The 16,918-nt window shown below is 40.1% G+C and carries 14 protein-coding genes; 8 read left to right on the top strand and 6 right to left on the bottom strand.

The window, feature by feature from the left end; all coding sequences use genetic code 11:
• Positions 1-82 precede the first annotated feature (82 nt).
• Positions 83-826 (bottom strand): copper homeostasis protein CutC, encoded by a 744-nt coding sequence (locus tag AC2INI_RS10620; protein ID WP_486304803.1) that lies wholly within the window; start codon positions 824-826, stop codon positions 83-85.
• A 250-nt stretch (positions 827-1,076) separates the two neighbouring features.
• A complete protein-coding gene (locus tag AC2INI_RS10615) occupies positions 1,077-1,685 on the bottom strand; it encodes a peroxiredoxin C (protein WP_122034387.1) in 609 nt (202 codons plus the stop codon).
• A gap of 148 nt (positions 1,686-1,833) precedes the next feature.
• On the opposite strand from AC2INI_RS10615, the gene AC2INI_RS10610 reads away from it, so the two are divergent.
• The 3 genes from AC2INI_RS10610 (at position 1,834) to aceA (ending at position 6,254) form a co-directional block, all read left to right on the top strand.
• A complete protein-coding gene (locus AC2INI_RS10610; RefSeq protein ID WP_122034385.1) occupies positions 1,834-2,733 on the top strand; it encodes a hydrogen peroxide-inducible genes activator in 900 nt (299 codons plus the stop codon).
• A gap of 573 nt (positions 2,734-3,306) precedes the next feature.
• On the top strand, positions 3,307-4,911 hold the full coding sequence (gene aceB, locus AC2INI_RS10605) for a malate synthase A (protein ID WP_486304802.1): 1,605 nt from the start codon (positions 3,307-3,309) through the stop codon (positions 4,909-4,911).
• A gap of 14 nt (positions 4,912-4,925) precedes the next feature.
• A complete protein-coding gene (gene aceA, locus AC2INI_RS10600) occupies positions 4,926-6,254 on the top strand; it encodes an isocitrate lyase (protein WP_486304801.1) in 1,329 nt (442 codons plus the stop codon).
• A 96-nt stretch (positions 6,255-6,350) separates the two neighbouring features.
• On the opposite strand, the gene AC2INI_RS10595 is transcribed toward aceA, so the two are convergent.
• On the bottom strand, positions 6,351-6,794 hold the full coding sequence (locus tag AC2INI_RS10595; RefSeq protein WP_486304800.1) for a CBS domain-containing protein: 444 nt from the start codon (positions 6,792-6,794) through the stop codon (positions 6,351-6,353).
• A 244-nt stretch (positions 6,795-7,038) separates the two neighbouring features.
• On the opposite strand from AC2INI_RS10595, the gene queA reads away from it, so the two are divergent.
• From queA to secF, 5 genes are all read left to right on the top strand, one after another.
• Complete coding sequence (gene queA, locus AC2INI_RS10590; RefSeq protein WP_122034376.1) at positions 7,039-8,091, top strand: tRNA preQ1(34) S-adenosylmethionine ribosyltransferase-isomerase QueA; 1,053 nt, start codon at positions 7,039-7,041, stop codon at positions 8,089-8,091.
• A 196-nt stretch (positions 8,092-8,287) separates the two neighbouring features.
• On the top strand, positions 8,288-9,415 hold the full coding sequence (gene tgt, locus AC2INI_RS10585) for a tRNA guanosine(34) transglycosylase Tgt (RefSeq protein ID WP_486304798.1): 1,128 nt from the start codon (positions 8,288-8,290) through the stop codon (positions 9,413-9,415).
• Between the two features lie 95 nt (positions 9,416-9,510).
• Positions 9,511-9,843, top strand: a complete 333-nt coding sequence (gene yajC / locus AC2INI_RS10580) for a preprotein translocase subunit YajC (RefSeq protein ID WP_122034371.1) — start codon at positions 9,511-9,513, stop codon at positions 9,841-9,843.
• 53 nt (positions 9,844-9,896) lie between these two features.
• Positions 9,897-11,753, top strand: a complete 1,857-nt coding sequence (gene secD / locus AC2INI_RS10575) for a protein translocase subunit SecD (RefSeq protein WP_486304797.1) — start codon at positions 9,897-9,899, stop codon at positions 11,751-11,753.
• A 13-nt stretch (positions 11,754-11,766) separates the two neighbouring features.
• Positions 11,767-12,717, top strand: a complete 951-nt coding sequence (gene secF / locus AC2INI_RS10570; protein WP_486304796.1) for a protein translocase subunit SecF — start codon at positions 11,767-11,769, stop codon at positions 12,715-12,717.
• A gap of 82 nt (positions 12,718-12,799) precedes the next feature.
• Here secF and AC2INI_RS10565 read toward each other — a convergent pair whose 3' ends face one another.
• The 3 genes from AC2INI_RS10565 to map all read right to left on the bottom strand — a co-directional run bounded on the left by AC2INI_RS10565 (position 12,800) and on the right by map (position 16,810).
• Complete coding sequence (locus AC2INI_RS10565) at positions 12,800-13,180, bottom strand: DUF3461 family protein (RefSeq protein ID WP_486304795.1); 381 nt, start codon at positions 13,178-13,180, stop codon at positions 12,800-12,802.
• Between the two features lie 127 nt (positions 13,181-13,307).
• Positions 13,308-15,929 carry a bifunctional uridylyltransferase/uridylyl-removing protein GlnD gene (gene glnD, locus AC2INI_RS10560; protein ID WP_486304794.1) on the bottom strand — a complete coding sequence of 874 codons (2,622 nt, stop codon included), beginning with the start codon at positions 15,927-15,929 and terminating at the stop codon, positions 13,308-13,310.
• Positions 15,930-15,982: 53 nt separating this feature from the next.
• The gene (map, locus tag AC2INI_RS10555; RefSeq protein WP_122034361.1) at positions 15,983-16,810 is read right to left on the bottom strand and encodes a type I methionyl aminopeptidase; all 828 of its coding nucleotides are present in this window, start codon (positions 16,808-16,810) and stop codon (positions 15,983-15,985) included.
• Between the last annotated feature and the right edge of the window lie 108 nt (positions 16,811-16,918).

The raw sequence follows: 16,918 nt of genomic DNA, 5'->3' as shown, positions 1-16,918 counted from the left end.
ACCATTTTAATAATTAATTGTTATTTATAGTGAAATGCCAGAGTGATGAGCTCTGGCATTTTTGTCATGACAGTAAAGCGTATTAACTAATTTGTTGTCTTACTGCGTCTATTTTTTTAGGGTCAGTCACTGGGACAATAAAATCATCTAAATCTCCAGCGCCCATTTTAACGCCATCTAATACTAACTTCATTTTACTTGGACGAGTTGATTTTCCGGATAAGTGGATCTCAGTTATACCCGTCTTTTCAATGATCTCTTTCGCATTTTCAGCGGTGACACCAGCACCTGCTAATATTTCAAATCGCCCATTTGCTAGTTTTACCATGTCAGATAGAACATCAATACCATCATAAGCATTCGCTGCAAGGCCTGATGTTAGAATACGTTCACATCCTAGCTCTGCAATGTTTTCAATGGCTTTTTTATAATTAGAACATTGGTCAACAGCGCGGTGAAAAGTTACACCTAAATCATTGTCATTAGCTATTTTCATTAATCGTGCAGACAGCGGCATATCAATATCGCCATTAGCTTTTAATACGCCAAAAACTACCCCTTGTAAGCCGGCTAATTTTGCTGCATGAATATCCTCAATCATTGCCGAGATATCGTCGTTGTCATACAGAAAATCTCCTTGGCGAGGACGGATCATTGCATAAACAGGAATAGAAGAGATAGCCGCTGCTTTTTTCATGAAACCAAAGCTTGGTGTTAATCCCCCCAACGCCAGTGAAGAGCAGAGTTCAATGCGATCTGCGCCACCATTAATAGCATTATGCAGAGATTCTAAGTTATCGATACAGACTTCAATTTTAATAGACATGATATGTAGATAGAAATAATGGAGAATTAGTCAGTATAAAGAATATTTATCTTTAGATGTGTGAAGAAGGCGTCAGAATTACGCTCTATGAAGAAAGAAAAAAGCCCTGAAGAAAACTTCAGGGCTTTTAGTATTAGGCAAACTTTCTGATTTTAGGCTACTGCGTTTATACGCTTTTAATATTCTAGCCACATGCACCGTTGAGCTTAGGTGCAGTCGAGTATTTGATGTAAATACTCTAGGTCAGCAATTACTTGCTTAGGTCGTCAGCGTGTTCAGATAGGAATGCTGCAACGCCTTTTGGAGATGCGTCCATACCTGCTTTGCCTTCTTCCCATTGTGCTGGACAAACTTCACCATTCTTCTCGTGGAAGTTTAGTGCGTCAACCATACGTAGCATTTCGTCGATGTTACGACCTAGTGGAAGATCGTTAACTACTTGGTGACGAACAAGGCCGTCAGCATCGATTAGGAAAGAACCACGGAAAGCAACGCCAGCTTCTGGGTGCTCAACATCGTATGCTTTACAGATTTCGTGCTTAACGTCAGCAACTAATGGGTACTTAACTTGGCCAATACCGCCATCTTCGATAGCAGTGTTACGCCATGCGTTGTGAGAGAATTGTGAATCGATAGAGATACCGATTACTTCTGCGCCTTTAGCTTGGAAATCAGCTAGACGGTTGTCAAAAGCGATGAGCTCTGAAGGACAAACAAAAGTGAAGTCTAGTGGGTAGAAAAATACTACCGCTTTCTTACCTTTAGTGAATTCTTTGAAGTTGAAGTTATCAACGATTTCGCCATTACCTAGAACAGCTGCAGCAGTAAAGTCTGGTGCTTGACGACCTACTAGTACCATTTTTGAATCTCCTAAAAATTAGATTTCCCAAACTTCGTGTTTGGCTTTGTTTTTGAAAACAATAAATTGTTTCAACAGGACAAACTATAGTACAAAAGGTATGATAGAAAAAAGCGAATTAAATAGATTAATGTAATCGAGAAAAGCGATGAACAAGTGGCCATCATTAAAACAGTTACACTACTTTATTACCCTACATGAAACTCGTCACTTTGGTGATGCAGCAGAAAAATGTTTTGTTAGCCAGTCAACCTTAAGTAAAGGGATACAAAACCTTGAAGAGTTAATTGGTTGTCCTTTATATGAGCGTGATAAAAAAACATTAGTTTTTACTCCAATAGGAGAGAAAGTCGTTGCTCAAGGACGCGAGTTGCTAGCCAAAGGTCAAGATTTAATCGAACTCGGCTCTTTATGCCAAGGCGATGCTATGCAAGGGCAGCTTCGAGTTGGCTGTATTCCTACTATTGCGCCTTTCTTATTGTGTGATTTAGTACAAGAGGTCAATAAAAACTACCCACAACTGACCTTGTTACTAAGAGAAGATACAACGACCAATTTATTAGCCGCTTTACGTCAGGGACAGTTAGATGTTCTTATTCTTGCCTTGCCTGTTGATATTGGAGGTATGGACAGTCTGGTTGTTGGTAATGATCCGTTTAAGATGGTGATCAGTAAAGATCAGGCGGGTTCTATCTCTACACCTATTCGTTATGATGACCTACCGGATGAATATGTTTTTTTACTAGAGAAAGAGCATTGTTTAACTGATCATGCGGTATCAGCGTGTAAATTAACTAAAAAAGAAAAAATAAATCCATTTACTGCAACCAGCTTACATACCTTAGTTCAAATGGTAGCTAATGGATTAGGGACGACATTTATTCCTCAAATGGCTATTAAGCACGGTTTGTTGGATAACCAAAATCTTGTTGTCGTTGAGCCACCGGGTCAAGAAGCGTCACGAGAAATTGGGCTAGTTTGGCGTCCAAGTTCATCTCGTTTACAAGCTTTTCACCAGCTGGCAGACGTTGTTAAACAGATTTTATAATTTTATTTTCATATTTAAGGCGCTTATTTATTGTTTAAATAAGCGCTTTTCTACTTTTGAATAATAGAGCAATTAGTGACCGCATTCTCACTTCTTTATATTTATCATCAAACAGATCTGACCAGTTTATTTCTTTTCTTCTTGTTGTATACCGCCACTTTCTTTTTATTCCTCTCTAAACAAGCTTACTTATCACCCCTTTTTTATTCTATCCCGCTGTTTTCTTTGTGAAATTAAAACTGTGAATTTTACATGTTCAATTTTACAAGTTTAATTTGTGTAATTTTATAACGTAATTTTCAGATCATAGCGACCTTTCCGTGTTAAATAAATGTAAAAATTAATCTTTGACAATTATCTTTATAGAGCATTTACTCATAACTCAACTTTCTGTTTTATGTCGACATCTCATTGAAAATTCAAGGTGATATTAGCCTTTGGTAGGGGTTGTAATTCATTGGCTCTTTCGAGAATGTAATAGACGTAAACAGTAAGAACGATGAATAGGATGAAACATGAATACTAAATCGTAGTGTTTTAGTTACAAATGTAATTTTGCCGGAGGCGCAAACCATGACAGATACCATGACGACGAAAGAACAAGAGATATCCATTATTGGACCTAGTCTTCCCCAAGTAGACGAAGTATTAAGTGCTGGAGCCGTTCGCTTTCTTACTCATCTTGTCGATAAATTTGCGCATCGAGTGCCTGATCTTTTAGAAACTCGTCAAGCTAGACAGCGAAAAATAGACGCAGGAGAGCTACCTGACTTTTTGACAGAGACACGATCTATTCGAGAGTCTGAGTGGAGTATTCAAGGTATTCCAAGTGACCTTCAAGACAGACGCGTTGAGATCACAGGGCCTACGGACCGAAAAATGGTGATTAATGCATTGAATGCCAATGTGAAAGTCTTCATGGCAGATTTTGAAGATTCACTAGCACCATCATGGGAAGCGGTATTAAACGGACAGATTAACCTTAGAGATGCAATGAATGGCACGATCCAATACACCAACCCTCAAACTCAAAAGGTATATCAACTTAAACAAGACCCAGCGGTATTGATTTGTCGAGTTCGAGGTTTGCATCTTCCAGAAAAGCACGTGCTTTTTAATGGTGTTGCTATTCCCGGAGCTTTGTTTGATTTCGCGCTTTATTTCTATCACAACTACCAGACGTCATTAAAAAAAGGCAGTGGTCCGTATTTCTATCTTCCTAAACTACAAGCCTACCAAGAAGCGGCGTTGTGGAGTGATGTATTTACTTTTGCGGAACGTGAGTTTGGTTTAAAACAAGGCACTATTAAAGCAACAGTATTAATAGAGACGCTGCCTGCTGTATTTGAAATGGATGAAATTTTATACAGCTTAAAAGAACATATTGTTGGATTGAATTGTGGCCGATGGGATTACATTTTTAGCTACATTAAAACCTTAAAAAATCATCCAGATCGCGTGCTACCTGATCGCCAAGTAGTGACAATGGAAAAACCGTTTTTAAATGCCTATTCACGATTACTGATCAGAACGTGTCACCGAAGAGGAGCGTTTGCTATGGGAGGAATGGCCGCCTTTATCCCATCGAAAGATCCGGTAAAAAATGATTGGGTGTTGAATAAAATTCAAACTGATAAATCACTGGAAGCCAATAATGGACATGATGGCACTTGGGTTGCTCATCCAAGATTAGCTGACACCGCGAGAGCAGAGTTCGACAAGGTATTAGGCGATCGAACCAATCAGCTAGATATCAGTCGAGAAAATGACAACTCCATTACCGCCGAAGAATTATTAGCACCTTGTGAAGGTGAAAGAACAGAAGAGGGAATGCGTCATAACATTCGTGTCGCGGTTCAATACATTGAAGCGTGGATCACTGGCAATGGATGTGTCCCTATTTATGGGTTAATGGAAGATGCTGCAACGGCTGAAATATCACGAACGTCTATTTGGCAATGGATACAACATGGAAAATCACTTGATAACGGAGAAACCGTAACGGCTGATTTGTTTAGAACCATGTTATTGGAAGAAATAAAAGTAATAGAGGATGAATTGGGAACTGAGCGTTTTGACTCGGGACAATTTACCCAAGCTGCAAAACTGATGGAGCAACTAACCACCAGTGATCAACTAACGGACTTTTTAACACTACCTGGCTATGAATATTTATAAGAGAGGGAACTATTATGACTACATTTAAACCGCAAACTCGCCAACAACAAATTGATGCACTAGAAAAAGATTGGGCAGAAAATCCACGTTGGGATGGCGTAATTCGTCCTTACACGGCTGAAGAGGTGATCAACCTTCGAGGCTCATTTGCACCAGAAAATACGATTGCTCAAAAAGGTGCAGATAGATTATGGGAACTAGTGAATGGCACATCTAAAAAAGGCTATGTGAACTGTCTTGGTGCGCTAACGGGTGGGCAAGCAGTCCAACAAGCAAAAGCCGGAATTGAAGCTATTTATCTTTCTGGTTGGCAGGTTGCCGCAGATAACAATACCGCATCGACCATGTATCCTGATCAATCTCTTTATCCGGTAGATTCAGTACCTTCGGTAGTTAAACGTATTAATAATGCTTTTCGCCGAGCAGATCAGATTCAATGGTCAAATGGTACAACGCCAGAAGAGGGCATTGATTACTTCCTACCGATTGTTGCCGATGCAGAAGCCGGTTTTGGTGGCGTGTTAAATGGTTATGAGTTGATGCGTAATATGATTGAATCAGGTGCGGCAGGGGTTCACTTTGAAGATCAGCTAGCGTCAGTGAAAAAATGTGGTCACATGGGGGGGAAAGTATTAGTTCCAACTCAAGAAGCGGTTCAAAAACTGGTAGCAGCACGACTCGCAGCCGATGTAGCAGGCACAACAACATTGGTTATTGCAAGAACCGATGCTAATGCCGCAGATCTGCTGACCTCTGATTGTGATCCGTATGATCAAGAATTTATTGAAGGCGAGCGCTCTGCTGAAGGTTTCTACAAAGTAACCGCAGGTATTGACCAAGCTATCTCTCGTGGTCTGGCGTATTCACCTTATGCTGATTTGGTATGGTGTGAAACCGCAACGCCATGTTTAGAAGAAGCTCGTAAGTTTGCAGAGGCTATTCATGCAGAATACCCGGATCAGCTATTAGCCTATAACTGTTCACCATCGTTTAACTGGGAAAAAAACCTAGATTCAGAAACCATTGCTAAGTTCCAACAAGAGCTGGCAGACATGGGGTATAAATACCAGTTCATTACGCTTGCGGGTATTCATAACATGTGGTTTAACATGTTTGAACTAGCGCACTCTTATGCACAAGGTGAGGGAATGCGTCATTATGTTGAAATGGTTCAACGTAAAGAGTTTGAAGCGGCATCGAAGGGCTATACTTTTGTGGCGCACCAACAAGAAGTAGGTACGGGGTATTTTGATATTATGACCAATACCATTCAAGGTGGAAATTCATCAGTGACCGCACTAACAGGCTCAACAGAAGAAGAGCAATTTAAAACCAACGCTTAATTAATACTAACCCCATATCCACATAATAAAAAAGAGTCGTATTATCACGTTTTAGGGAGAATGGAGTCTCCCTTTCTTTTTGTCTGTTAATTATTGCTATTCATCGATCTCCATCGGATCGACTTCCTCTTGCAACTCTAATAGATTAATCGCAATGGTAACAAAATCTGAGTCTGTAATTATTCCTACCAACTTCCCATGATCAACAACTGGCAAGCAACCTACTTTGTGTTTTTGCATGAATACTGCCGCTGATTTTAATCCTCCGTGTGGAGAAATACTCATGATATTTTCATGCATGATTGCATTGAGTGGAATATCGAGAGTGGAGATATCTTCGAAGGTGGGCTTTTCTAAACATGATGTCTGAGCTGCTAATAAATCTCGTTGAGTGACTAATCCAACCAATGAGTGATCTGTATCTACAATAGGTACGTGCCTAATACCATGCTCGTCCATTAATGCTTTGGCATCTTCTAAAGAATTAGAACGAAGCAGAGTATGAGGATGAGTTGTCATCAAGTCGCTAATGGTAAACATAATTGCTCCTGCTGATTTATGTATCCTTTAGTAAATATAGAGGCAGATGAAAGAAAAAAGTGCGAGCGGGCTAGATTTTTTGAAGAGACAAAAATATTGATGGGACTTTCTCTGTTTAAAGTCAATTTCAATCTGCAAAGTGTATATTTATTGAAAATTTGAGAGGTATATTGCTTCATCCCTTGCTATTGCTCTTCGCGTGAATATACTACTCTGTCTGCCATTTTTGATGAAGAAGTAAACCATGCAAGTATCCGATTTCCATTTTGAATTACCTGATGAACTTATTGCGCGTTACCCTCAACCTGAGCGTACGGCAAGTCGCCTATTACAAATGAATGGTAATAGTGGTGAATTACATGATGGTCAGTTTACTGATGTACTGGATTTAGTACAGAGTGGTGATCTTGTTGTATTCAACAATACGCGTGTTATTCCTGCTCGTATGTTTGGTGTTAAAGCCTCTGGCGGTAAGCTAGAAGTGTTGGTTGAGCGTGTTCTAGATGAGCATTCAGTGTTAGCCCACGTCCGTTGCTCTAAATCACCAAAGCCAGGTAATCAACTGTGGTTAGGCGAGAATCAAGAGTATGAAGCAGAAATGGTTGCCCGCCATGATACTTTATTTGAAATTCGTTTTACTTCTGAAAAGAAAGTATTAGATATTTTAGATGAAATTGGTCACATGCCATTACCGCCTTATATTGACCGTCCAGATGAAGATGCAGATAAAGAGCGTTACCAAACGGTTTACAACGAAAAACCGGGAGCTGTTGCAGCCCCAACCGCTGGTTTACACTTTGATACAGAGATTCTAGAAAAAATGAACGCAAAAGGCGTAGAATTTGCCTACGTTACGCTTCATGTTGGCGCGGGTACATTCCAACCTGTTCGTGTTGATAATATTTTAGAACATCACATGCATTCTGAATATGCGGAAGTTTCTCAAGAAGTAGTTGATGCCATTAAAGCAACCAAAGCTCGTGGTGGTCGTGTTATTTCTGTTGGTACGACTTCGGTTCGCTCACTTGAAAGTGCGGCGCAACATGCGTTAAAACAAGGTACAGAGTTAGCACCATTTTTTGATGACACTGAAATTTTTATCTACCCAGGTTACGAATTCCAAGTTGTGGATGCATTGGTAACAAACTTCCATCTACCTGAGTCTACTCTGATTATGCTTGTAAGTGCTTTTGCGGGTTATGAAAATACCATGAAGGCGTATGATCAAGCGGTAAATAATCAATACCGTTTCTTTAGTTACGGTGATGCGATGTTCATTACGAAGAAAACGGCGTAATTAAGACACGTTAAACGCAAAGATAAATTTAGATTTCGCTCACGGAGCCAGTGAAATAGAAAACAGGACGTTTTCGACTGTGTTATCACCATTATTTATAATCGAAAGGTGGTAATACAGAGGTGCTGCATTACCCTTTTAATGTGAGCAAATTAAACAAATTGTCAGATTGTTTCTCTGGCTTATTGGAGGTTTCGTGAAATACGAACTACTTAAAAAACAAGGTCGCGCACGTCGTGGTCAATTACAATTTGACCGTGGTACGGTTGAGACTCCAGCATTTATGCCAGTAGGTACTTACGGTACTGTTAAAGGTATGACTCCTGAAGAAGTAAAAGGCACTGGTGCTGAGATCTTACTGGGTAATACGTTCCATTTATGGTTGCGTCCTGGTCAAGAGATCATGAAACTGCACGGTGATTTACATGACTTCATGAACTGGAAAGGCCCAATCCTAACTGATTCAGGCGGTTTCCAAGTATTCAGCCTTGGTAAAACACGTAAGATCACTGAAGAAGGCGTACATTTCCGTAGCCCGGTAAACGGTGATAAGATCTTTATGGATGCAGAGAAATCAATGCAAATCCAGTACGATCTTGGTTCTGATGTGGTTATGATTTTTGATGAATGTACGCCATATCCTGCAACACATGATGAAGCGCGTATTTCAATGGAACGTTCAATCCGTTGGGCTGATCGTAGCCGTAATGAATTTGATCGCCAAGAAAACCCGAATGCACTATTTGGTATTGTTCAAGGTGGTGTATACGAAGATTTACGTGATGTGTCTGTTGAAGCGCTGACGAAAATTGGTTTTGATGGTTATGCTGTTGGTGGCCTAGCAGTAGGTGAACCAAAAGAAGACATGCACCGCATTTTAGAGCACACATGTCCACAATTACCAGAAGATAAGCCTCGATACCTAATGGGTGTTGGTAAACCAGAAGACTTGGTTGAAGGTGTTCGTCGCGGTATTGATATGTTTGACTGCGTTATGCCAACGCGAAATGCACGTAATGGTCACCTATTTGTGACTGGCGGTGTGATCAAGATCCGTAATGCGAAACATAAAGTTGATACAACACCACTAGATCCTGAGTGTGATTGTTATACTTGTCAGAATTACAGCAAGTCTTACTTACATCACCTAGATCGTTGTAATGAAATTTTAGGTGCGCGTCTAAATACGATTCATAACTTACGTTATTACCAACGTATTATGGCGAGCATTCGTAAGGCACTGGAAGAAGAACGTTTTGAGCAGTTCGTAGAAGAGTTCTATGCACGCCGTGATCGTGAAGTTCCACCATTAAAAGACCTTTAAAAACAGAGTTATCACCCATATATCTAAAGGGATATGTGTATGGTCACATTTTAGAAACCGGAAATTAGAAACTAGATTAACGAGGACGTTATTAAATGAATTTTTTCTCTCAGGCTCATGCAGCTGGTGAAGCGGCGCCACAAGGCGGTGGTATGCAAATGTTTATCATGCTTGGTATGTTTGCAGTTATCTTCTACTTTATGATTTATCGCCCACAAGCGAAACGTCAAAAAGAACACAAAAACCTAATGTCTTCTATGGGTAAGGGCGATGAAGTTCTTACTGCAGGTGGTTTAGTAGGTAAAATTACTAAAGCATCTGAAGAAAATGATTACATCGTAATTGAGCTAAACGCGAATAACGAAGTGACAATTAAAAAGGATTTTGTTTCAGCGGTTCTGCCAAAAGGCACTCTGAAATCACTATAAAAACTGTGCCCTCTAATTTCGGTTAGGGGGTATTTTTCATTAAGGACATCGCTGTGTTAAACCGTTTCCCTTTATGGAAGTATTTGATGGTAGTCTCTGTACTACTTATTGCCGCGTTATACGCACTTCCAAACCTCTATGGTGAAGATCCAGCCGTTCAAATCACGGGTAGCCGTGGTACTGAGGTTCAGACCTCTACGCTGGATGTTGTCGCTGAAAATCTAAAAAAGAATAATATTGCCTATAAGTCTATTGCATTTGAAAACGGCAGTGTACTTGTTCGCTTTAGTGATACTGATTCTCAAATCAGTGCTCGAGATATTATCAATCAATCACTAGGTAAAGATTACGTAGTGGCGCTAAACCTTGCAGCATTAACTCCTGATTGGCTAACTTCTATTGGTGCTGCTCCAATGAAGCTAGGTCTTGATTTACGTGGTGGTGTTCACTTCTTAATGGAAGTGGATATGGACGCGGCAATGAGTAAGCTTATTGGTCAACAGCAAGAGTCCTTCCGTACTGATTTACGTGAAGCAAAAGTTCGTTACCGTGCGATTCGTGAGTCAGGTAAAGATGCCGTTGAAGTCGTTCTTCGTAACGAAGAGCAGCTAGCTGAAGCTAAAAAGGTATTATCTGATATCCATCGTGATATGACATTTGTTGAGTCTGAATCAAATGGTCAATACAAATTAGTTGCTAAGTACACAGATCAACGTTTACAAGAGATCCGTAACTACGCGGTTGAGCAAAACATTACCATTATTCGTAACCGTGTTAATGAACTTGGTGTAGCTGAACCTCTTGTTCAACGTCAAGGCGCTAGTCGTATTGTAGTTGAATTACCGGGTGTTCAAGATACGGCTCGTGCTAAAGAAATTTTAGGCGCGACGGCAACACTTGAGTTCCGCGAAGTGGATGATAGAGCGGATTTAGCCGCAGCTGCAAATGGTCGAGCACCAGCAGGTAGCGAGATTAAAGAAGATCGTAATGGTCGTCCTGTGGTTCTGAAAAAACGTATTATTCTTGGCGGAGCGAGTATCACAGATGCAAGCTCAAGTGCTGATGAATATGGTCGTCCACAAGTTAACATCTCACTAGATAGTGAAGGTGGTAGTAAGATGACTGCGTTCTCTCGTAAAAACATCGGCAAGCTAATGGCTACGGTATTTACAGAGTATAAAGACAGCGGTCGTCGTACACCTGAAGGTCGAGTTATTCTTTCTAAAACAGAAGAAGTAATTAACCAAGCGACGATTCAGTCTGCATTGGGTCGTAGTTTCCGTATTACAGGAATTGACTCTCAAGCAGAAGCTCACAATCTTGCTTTACTACTTCGAGCAGGTGCACTAATTGCGCCAATCTCGATTGTTGAAGAGCGTACGATTGGTCCATCTATGGGTCAGCAAAATATCGATATGGGTATTCAAGCGTGTATCTGGGGTATGGTTGCAGTAATGCTGTTTACTCTGGTTTACTACCGTGGCTTTGGTCTGGTTGCTAACTTAGCACTAGGGGCTAACCTAGTATTAATTATTGGTGTTATGTCGATGATCCCTGGTGCGACAATGACGTTGCCAGGTATTGCCGGTATCGTATTAACCGTAGGTATGGCGGTGGATGCAAACGTGCTTATCTTTGAGCGTATTCGTGAAGAGTTAAGAGACGGACGTAATCCACAACAAGCGATCCAACAAGGTTACGCGAATGCATTCAGTACGATTGCAGATGCTAACATTACCACGTTAATTACTGCGATTATTCTATTTGCTGTTGGTACTGGTGCAATCAAAGGTTTTGCGGTAACACTGTCTATTGGTATTTTGACTTCAATGTTTACTGCGATTGTTGGTACTCGTTGTATTATTAACTTAGTTTACGGCGGCAAGCGCGTAGACAAACTGTCGATCTAAGGGAATATTTGTCATGTTTCAAATAATGAAAGCAGAGAAAACCATCGACTTCATGCGTTGGTCTAAGCCTGCCTTTTTCTTCTCTATGCTGATGATTGTAGCGTCAATTGCTACTCTATCAACAAAGTGGTTGAACTGGGGCTTAGATTTTACGGGTGGGACATTAATTGAAGTGGGTTTTGAACAACCTGCTCAATTAACCGATATTCGTGGTGCACTAGAAGCAAAAGGCTTTGGTGATGCAACAGTACAAAACTTTGGTACTGCACGTGATGTTATTGTTCGTCTTCAACCTCGTGAAGGGATTAAAGGGGAAGAATTAGGTAACCAGATTATTAGTGCGATTAAAGAAGGCACTGGTGATCAAGTTGAGATGCGTCGTATTGAGTTTGTTGGCCCTAATGTGGGTGACGAACTAACGGAAGCTGGTGGTTTAGCTATTCTTGTTTCTTTACTGTGTATCTTGGCTTACGTTTCGATGCGTTTCCAATGGCGTCTTGCTGCAGGTGCTGTATTGGCACTGGCTCACGATATCATAATTACATTAGGTATTTTTTCATTCCTACAAATTGAAGTGGATTTGACGATTATCGCAGCACTATTAACGGTAGTCGGTTACTCCTTGAATGATACCATCGTTGTATTTGATCGGATCCGTGAAAACTTCTTGAAGATGCGTAAGGGTGAGCCTGAAGATATTATGAATGATTCGGTTACTCAAACATTAAGTCGTACGTTGATCACTTCAGCGACAACCTTGTTTGTTGTAATTGCATTGTTTACCCAAGGTGGAGCGATGATCCACGGTTTTGCTCTTGCATTACTATTGGGTATTACTGTTGGTACGTATTCTTCTATTTACGTAGCATCGGCATTGGCTCTTAAATTAGGAATCACTCGTGAGCACCTAATGCCAACACCAATCGATAAAGAAGGTGAGGAAGAGTTTGAAGAGATGCCTTAATCGGTGATCTTTAACATTTTCTCATAAAAAATGGACCTTCGCGGGTCCATTTTTATTTCTGTATTTATATAGATTGGTATTGTTATAGCTTATCTAGATCTCGTTCAATCTCTTCAATTTTACTTGCCACTACTTTTTCTAAATGACGAAGATCTTTGAGGATTTTCTTTTTCACATCGGCAGCTGTTTCTTTTTCTGGGCGTGTGATCTTGTTTAACTCATCAATAATAAGCGTAAGGTTACGGTTAATTTCAGTGGTTTCTTTATAACGATGACTGCCGCTATCGACTAGAACATTCTTTATTTGTCGTGGATATTTGAATTTTACGCTCTTAGCGAATAGCTCACCTTTTTGTTTGCCAAAGTAAATTTTTAATACATCTTTTTGAGCTTCTTGTCGTAGAGAGTAACGTTCGATTTTTTCAGGTTCTGAAATTCCAAGACTAACTAGGTGTGGGTACATTATTTACTCCATTATTATTATGTTGTCGCTTCAATCTTTATCTAAGATAAGGATGAGCACAAATAGTGAACGGTAAACTTGTGGAGTGGATCGGTTTAGTTGACCCACTCACTTTCATTTATAAATATCAATTAATTAGATTATCGACATTCTCAATTAATGCGGCCTTTAGTTCAGCTTGTTTTTCATCATCTAATCGACCACCTAGGTCAGAGGTAAGAATAAATAAATCCTCAGCTCTTTCTCCGATAGTCGTAATTTTTGCGGCATGAAGATTCACGCCTAGCTGTGCAAAAGTCGCCCCAACGGTTGCCAATAATCCTGGTGTGTCTAAAGCAACAAATTCCATCAAGGTACGTTTACCTGTTTTTGTTGGTAAGAACTCCATACGAGTCTTGACCGTAAAATGTTGTAATTGACGTGGTGGGCGTCGGGTTTTAATGTGACTTTCTTGGGTTTCAAGTTCAACCGCATATAACTGTTCAATTAAGCGCTGTTGTCTTTCTTCATCTATTGGTTCATCGTTTTGATCCAGAACCATAAAAGTATCTAGAGCATAGCCATCTTTACTCGACATTATCTGAGCGTCATAGATGGTAATACTGCGTCTATCGAGTTCTGCTGCAACGGTTGCAAATAAGTGGGCTTGGTCTTTACTATAAATGAAAATTTCAGTACCGCCACGAGTTGCGTTTTTACTGACCAATATGAGTGATGACTCTTTATCTGAATGACGAAGTAGATTACTGCTGTGCCATGCAATTTGTTGGTGAGTGTGGCGTAAAAAGTAATCGGCTTTAAAGCGGCGCCATAAATCTTCAATTTCCCACTGAGTAAAGCCTTCACTGCGTAATTGTGCTGAAGCCATATATTGGTTGTGGCGAATACGATCGCGCATGTCAGGTGGATTCTCTAATCCTCGACGCAGCGCTCTTTGGGTAGCATTGTATAAATCAGCAATGAGAGATCGTTTCCAACTGTTCCAAAGATCAGGGTTAGTAGCACAAATGTCAGCAACAGTAAGACAAACTAGGTAATCTAAGCGCTCTTCATCTCGAACTTGTTTAGCAAATTCAGTAATAACGTCAGGATCATAAATATCACGGCGTTGGGCTGTCACAGACATTAGTAAGTGACTTTTAACTAACCAAGAGACTAAATTAGCTTCAGGCTTTGATAACCCATGAGTAATACAGAATTCATAAGCATCAACAGCACCTAATTCAGAGTGATCACCACCTCGGCCTTTTGCTATGTCATGAAAAATGGCGGCAATGATCAATAACTCTTTTTTGATTATCTTGGGATAAACTTCACAACAAATTGGGTGCTGTGGTCTATTTTCAGAATTTAAGAATGTATTAATATGCTTCAGTAAACGGATACTGTGTTCATCAACGGTATAAGCGTGAAATAAATCAAATTGCATCTGCCCTACAATGTGACTCCATTGAGGCAAGTAGGCTGAAAGTACACCTAACTTATGCATTGAACTAAAGGCTTTATGAAGAGCATTAGGGTGCTGTGTTAGTTGAATAAACTTGTCACGCGCTTCTGGAATATCACATAAAAAGCGATTTAATCGTCGGCGAGCCGTACGTAGTTGTCGCATAGTGGGTGGAGCAACGCCTTCAATAGACGAGTCATTTGCCATGAGCAAGAACATATCAAGAATGGTGTCAGGGCGAGCTTGAAATAAGGCAGGTTTTCTTGCTTCAATGAATCGGCCACGACGCTGAAAATCATCATTAATAATAATGGCTTTTTCTTGCTCGCCTTGATTAATAATCGCAAGATCAAAAATTTTCAAAAGCATACTATTGAGCTCTGCGACGCGACGTAGAGTTCGATAAAACTCCTTCATCATGCGCTCAACGCCACGATTACCTTCACCGATAAAGCCTAAATGTTCAGCAATTTGTGGTTGATGACCAAAAGTAAGGCGATTGTCATATCGTCTCAGTTCGATATGCAGAGCAAACCTTACCCGCCATAAAAACTCTTGGCATTCTAATAATTCTCGGTATTCAGCGTCGGTTAAAAAACCAGCTTGGCTCATTTCAAGTAAAGAAGTCGCACCAAAATGACGTCGAGCAATCCAACTTAGGGTATGAATATCTCGCAACCCCCCAGGACTCGATTTTATGTCTGGTTCTAAATTGTAGGTTGTGTCGTGGTAGCGACTGTGACGTTTTTTTTGTTCTTTAATTTTGGCTTGATAAAACGCCTCGCTTGGCCAAAAACTATCAGAATGAATGTTTAATTTTAGCTGATGGGCAAGATCTTCATTACCACAGATTAAACGAGCTTCCTGTAGATTGGTTGCTACAGTTAAATCATTTTTTCCTATCTCTATGCATTCTGCTAATGAGCGAACGCTGTGGCCAACCTCTAGTTTTAAATCCCACAATAACGTGACGAAGTTACTGACTTTTTGACAAAAATCATCGCTAGTGGCGTCACTGGTTAAGATAAGGATATCAATATCAGATAGAGGATGAAGTTCACTACGGCCATAACCACCAACAGCAATCAGTGAGGAGTTAGGTGATTCATTAAATTTAAAAAATAGCCATAAACGTGAAAGTAACTGATCGAAATAGGTGGCACGCTGAAGAACCAACTCTGAAACAAGTAGGCTTTGATGGAAGCAATCCGTTTGATGTTGAGAGAAAAGAGTGAGTTGCTGTTTTAATTCAGTAATTGTGAGTTGCTGATCAGATAAAGCAAGAGGCGATGTGTATTTCATAGCAATCCCTGCTGATAAAAAAACAGAAGACCGAAGCCTTCTGTTTATATTTATTATTTGTTTTTCATATGGCGAGGAATAGTTTCCTCTGCGCGAAGGGTTAATACTTCGCAACCAGTTTCAGTGACTAAAATGGTATGTTCCCATTGAGCGGTATTTTTACCGTCACCAGTATAAACAGTCCAACCATCGTTATCATCTTGAAGACAACCAAATTTACCTAGGTTAATCATTGGTTCGATAGTGAAAGTCATGCCTGCTTTTAATACAGTACGATCGCTGTTTTTATAGTGAACAACTTGTGGTTCTTCATGGAATTTTGCACCAATGCCGTGACCACAGTAATCACGAACGATAGAGCATTTTGGTGTTGTTCCCTTGATGTATTTTTGAATAGCAGTACCAATTTCACCCAGTTTTACACCAGGTTTTACTTTACGCATACCTACATACAGGCTTTCTTGTGCAATTAAGCATAGACGCTTATCTGTAGAGCTAACGTCACCAATCAAAAACATTTTTGAAGTATCGCCGTGGTAACCATCTTTGATTACTGTGATGTCGATATTAAGAATATCGCCATCTTTTAGTACTGCTGGTTTAGTAAAACCATTGTATTGCTCATCTTGTGTTGCTGGAATACCGTGACACACAATGTGATTGATTGAGGTACAAATAGATTTAGGAAAACCATGGTAGTTCAGTGGTGCAGGAATAGCACCTTGTACTTCAGTAATATGCTTGTGGCAAATTTGATCAAGTTCTTCTGTTGTTACCCCTGCTTTTACGAAGGGTTCAATCATTTCAAGTACTTCTGCGGCTAATTGGCCGGCAACGCGCATTTTTTCAATTTCTGCAGCGTTTTTAATATTTACTGACATGGGCTTTTCTCTATCTAGAAATAAATCGTTCTGGTTAAACGATAATTGTTCTTAGTTTACCTAGGCTGTGTTTATCTTTCAATATGAAGAAGAATGAAAAATAATTCT

It is taken from the genome of Aliivibrio friggae, assembly GCF_057368515.1.
Note: the sequence above shows the minus strand (reverse complement) of the source record. Positions and strands in the feature narration are given on the sequence as shown.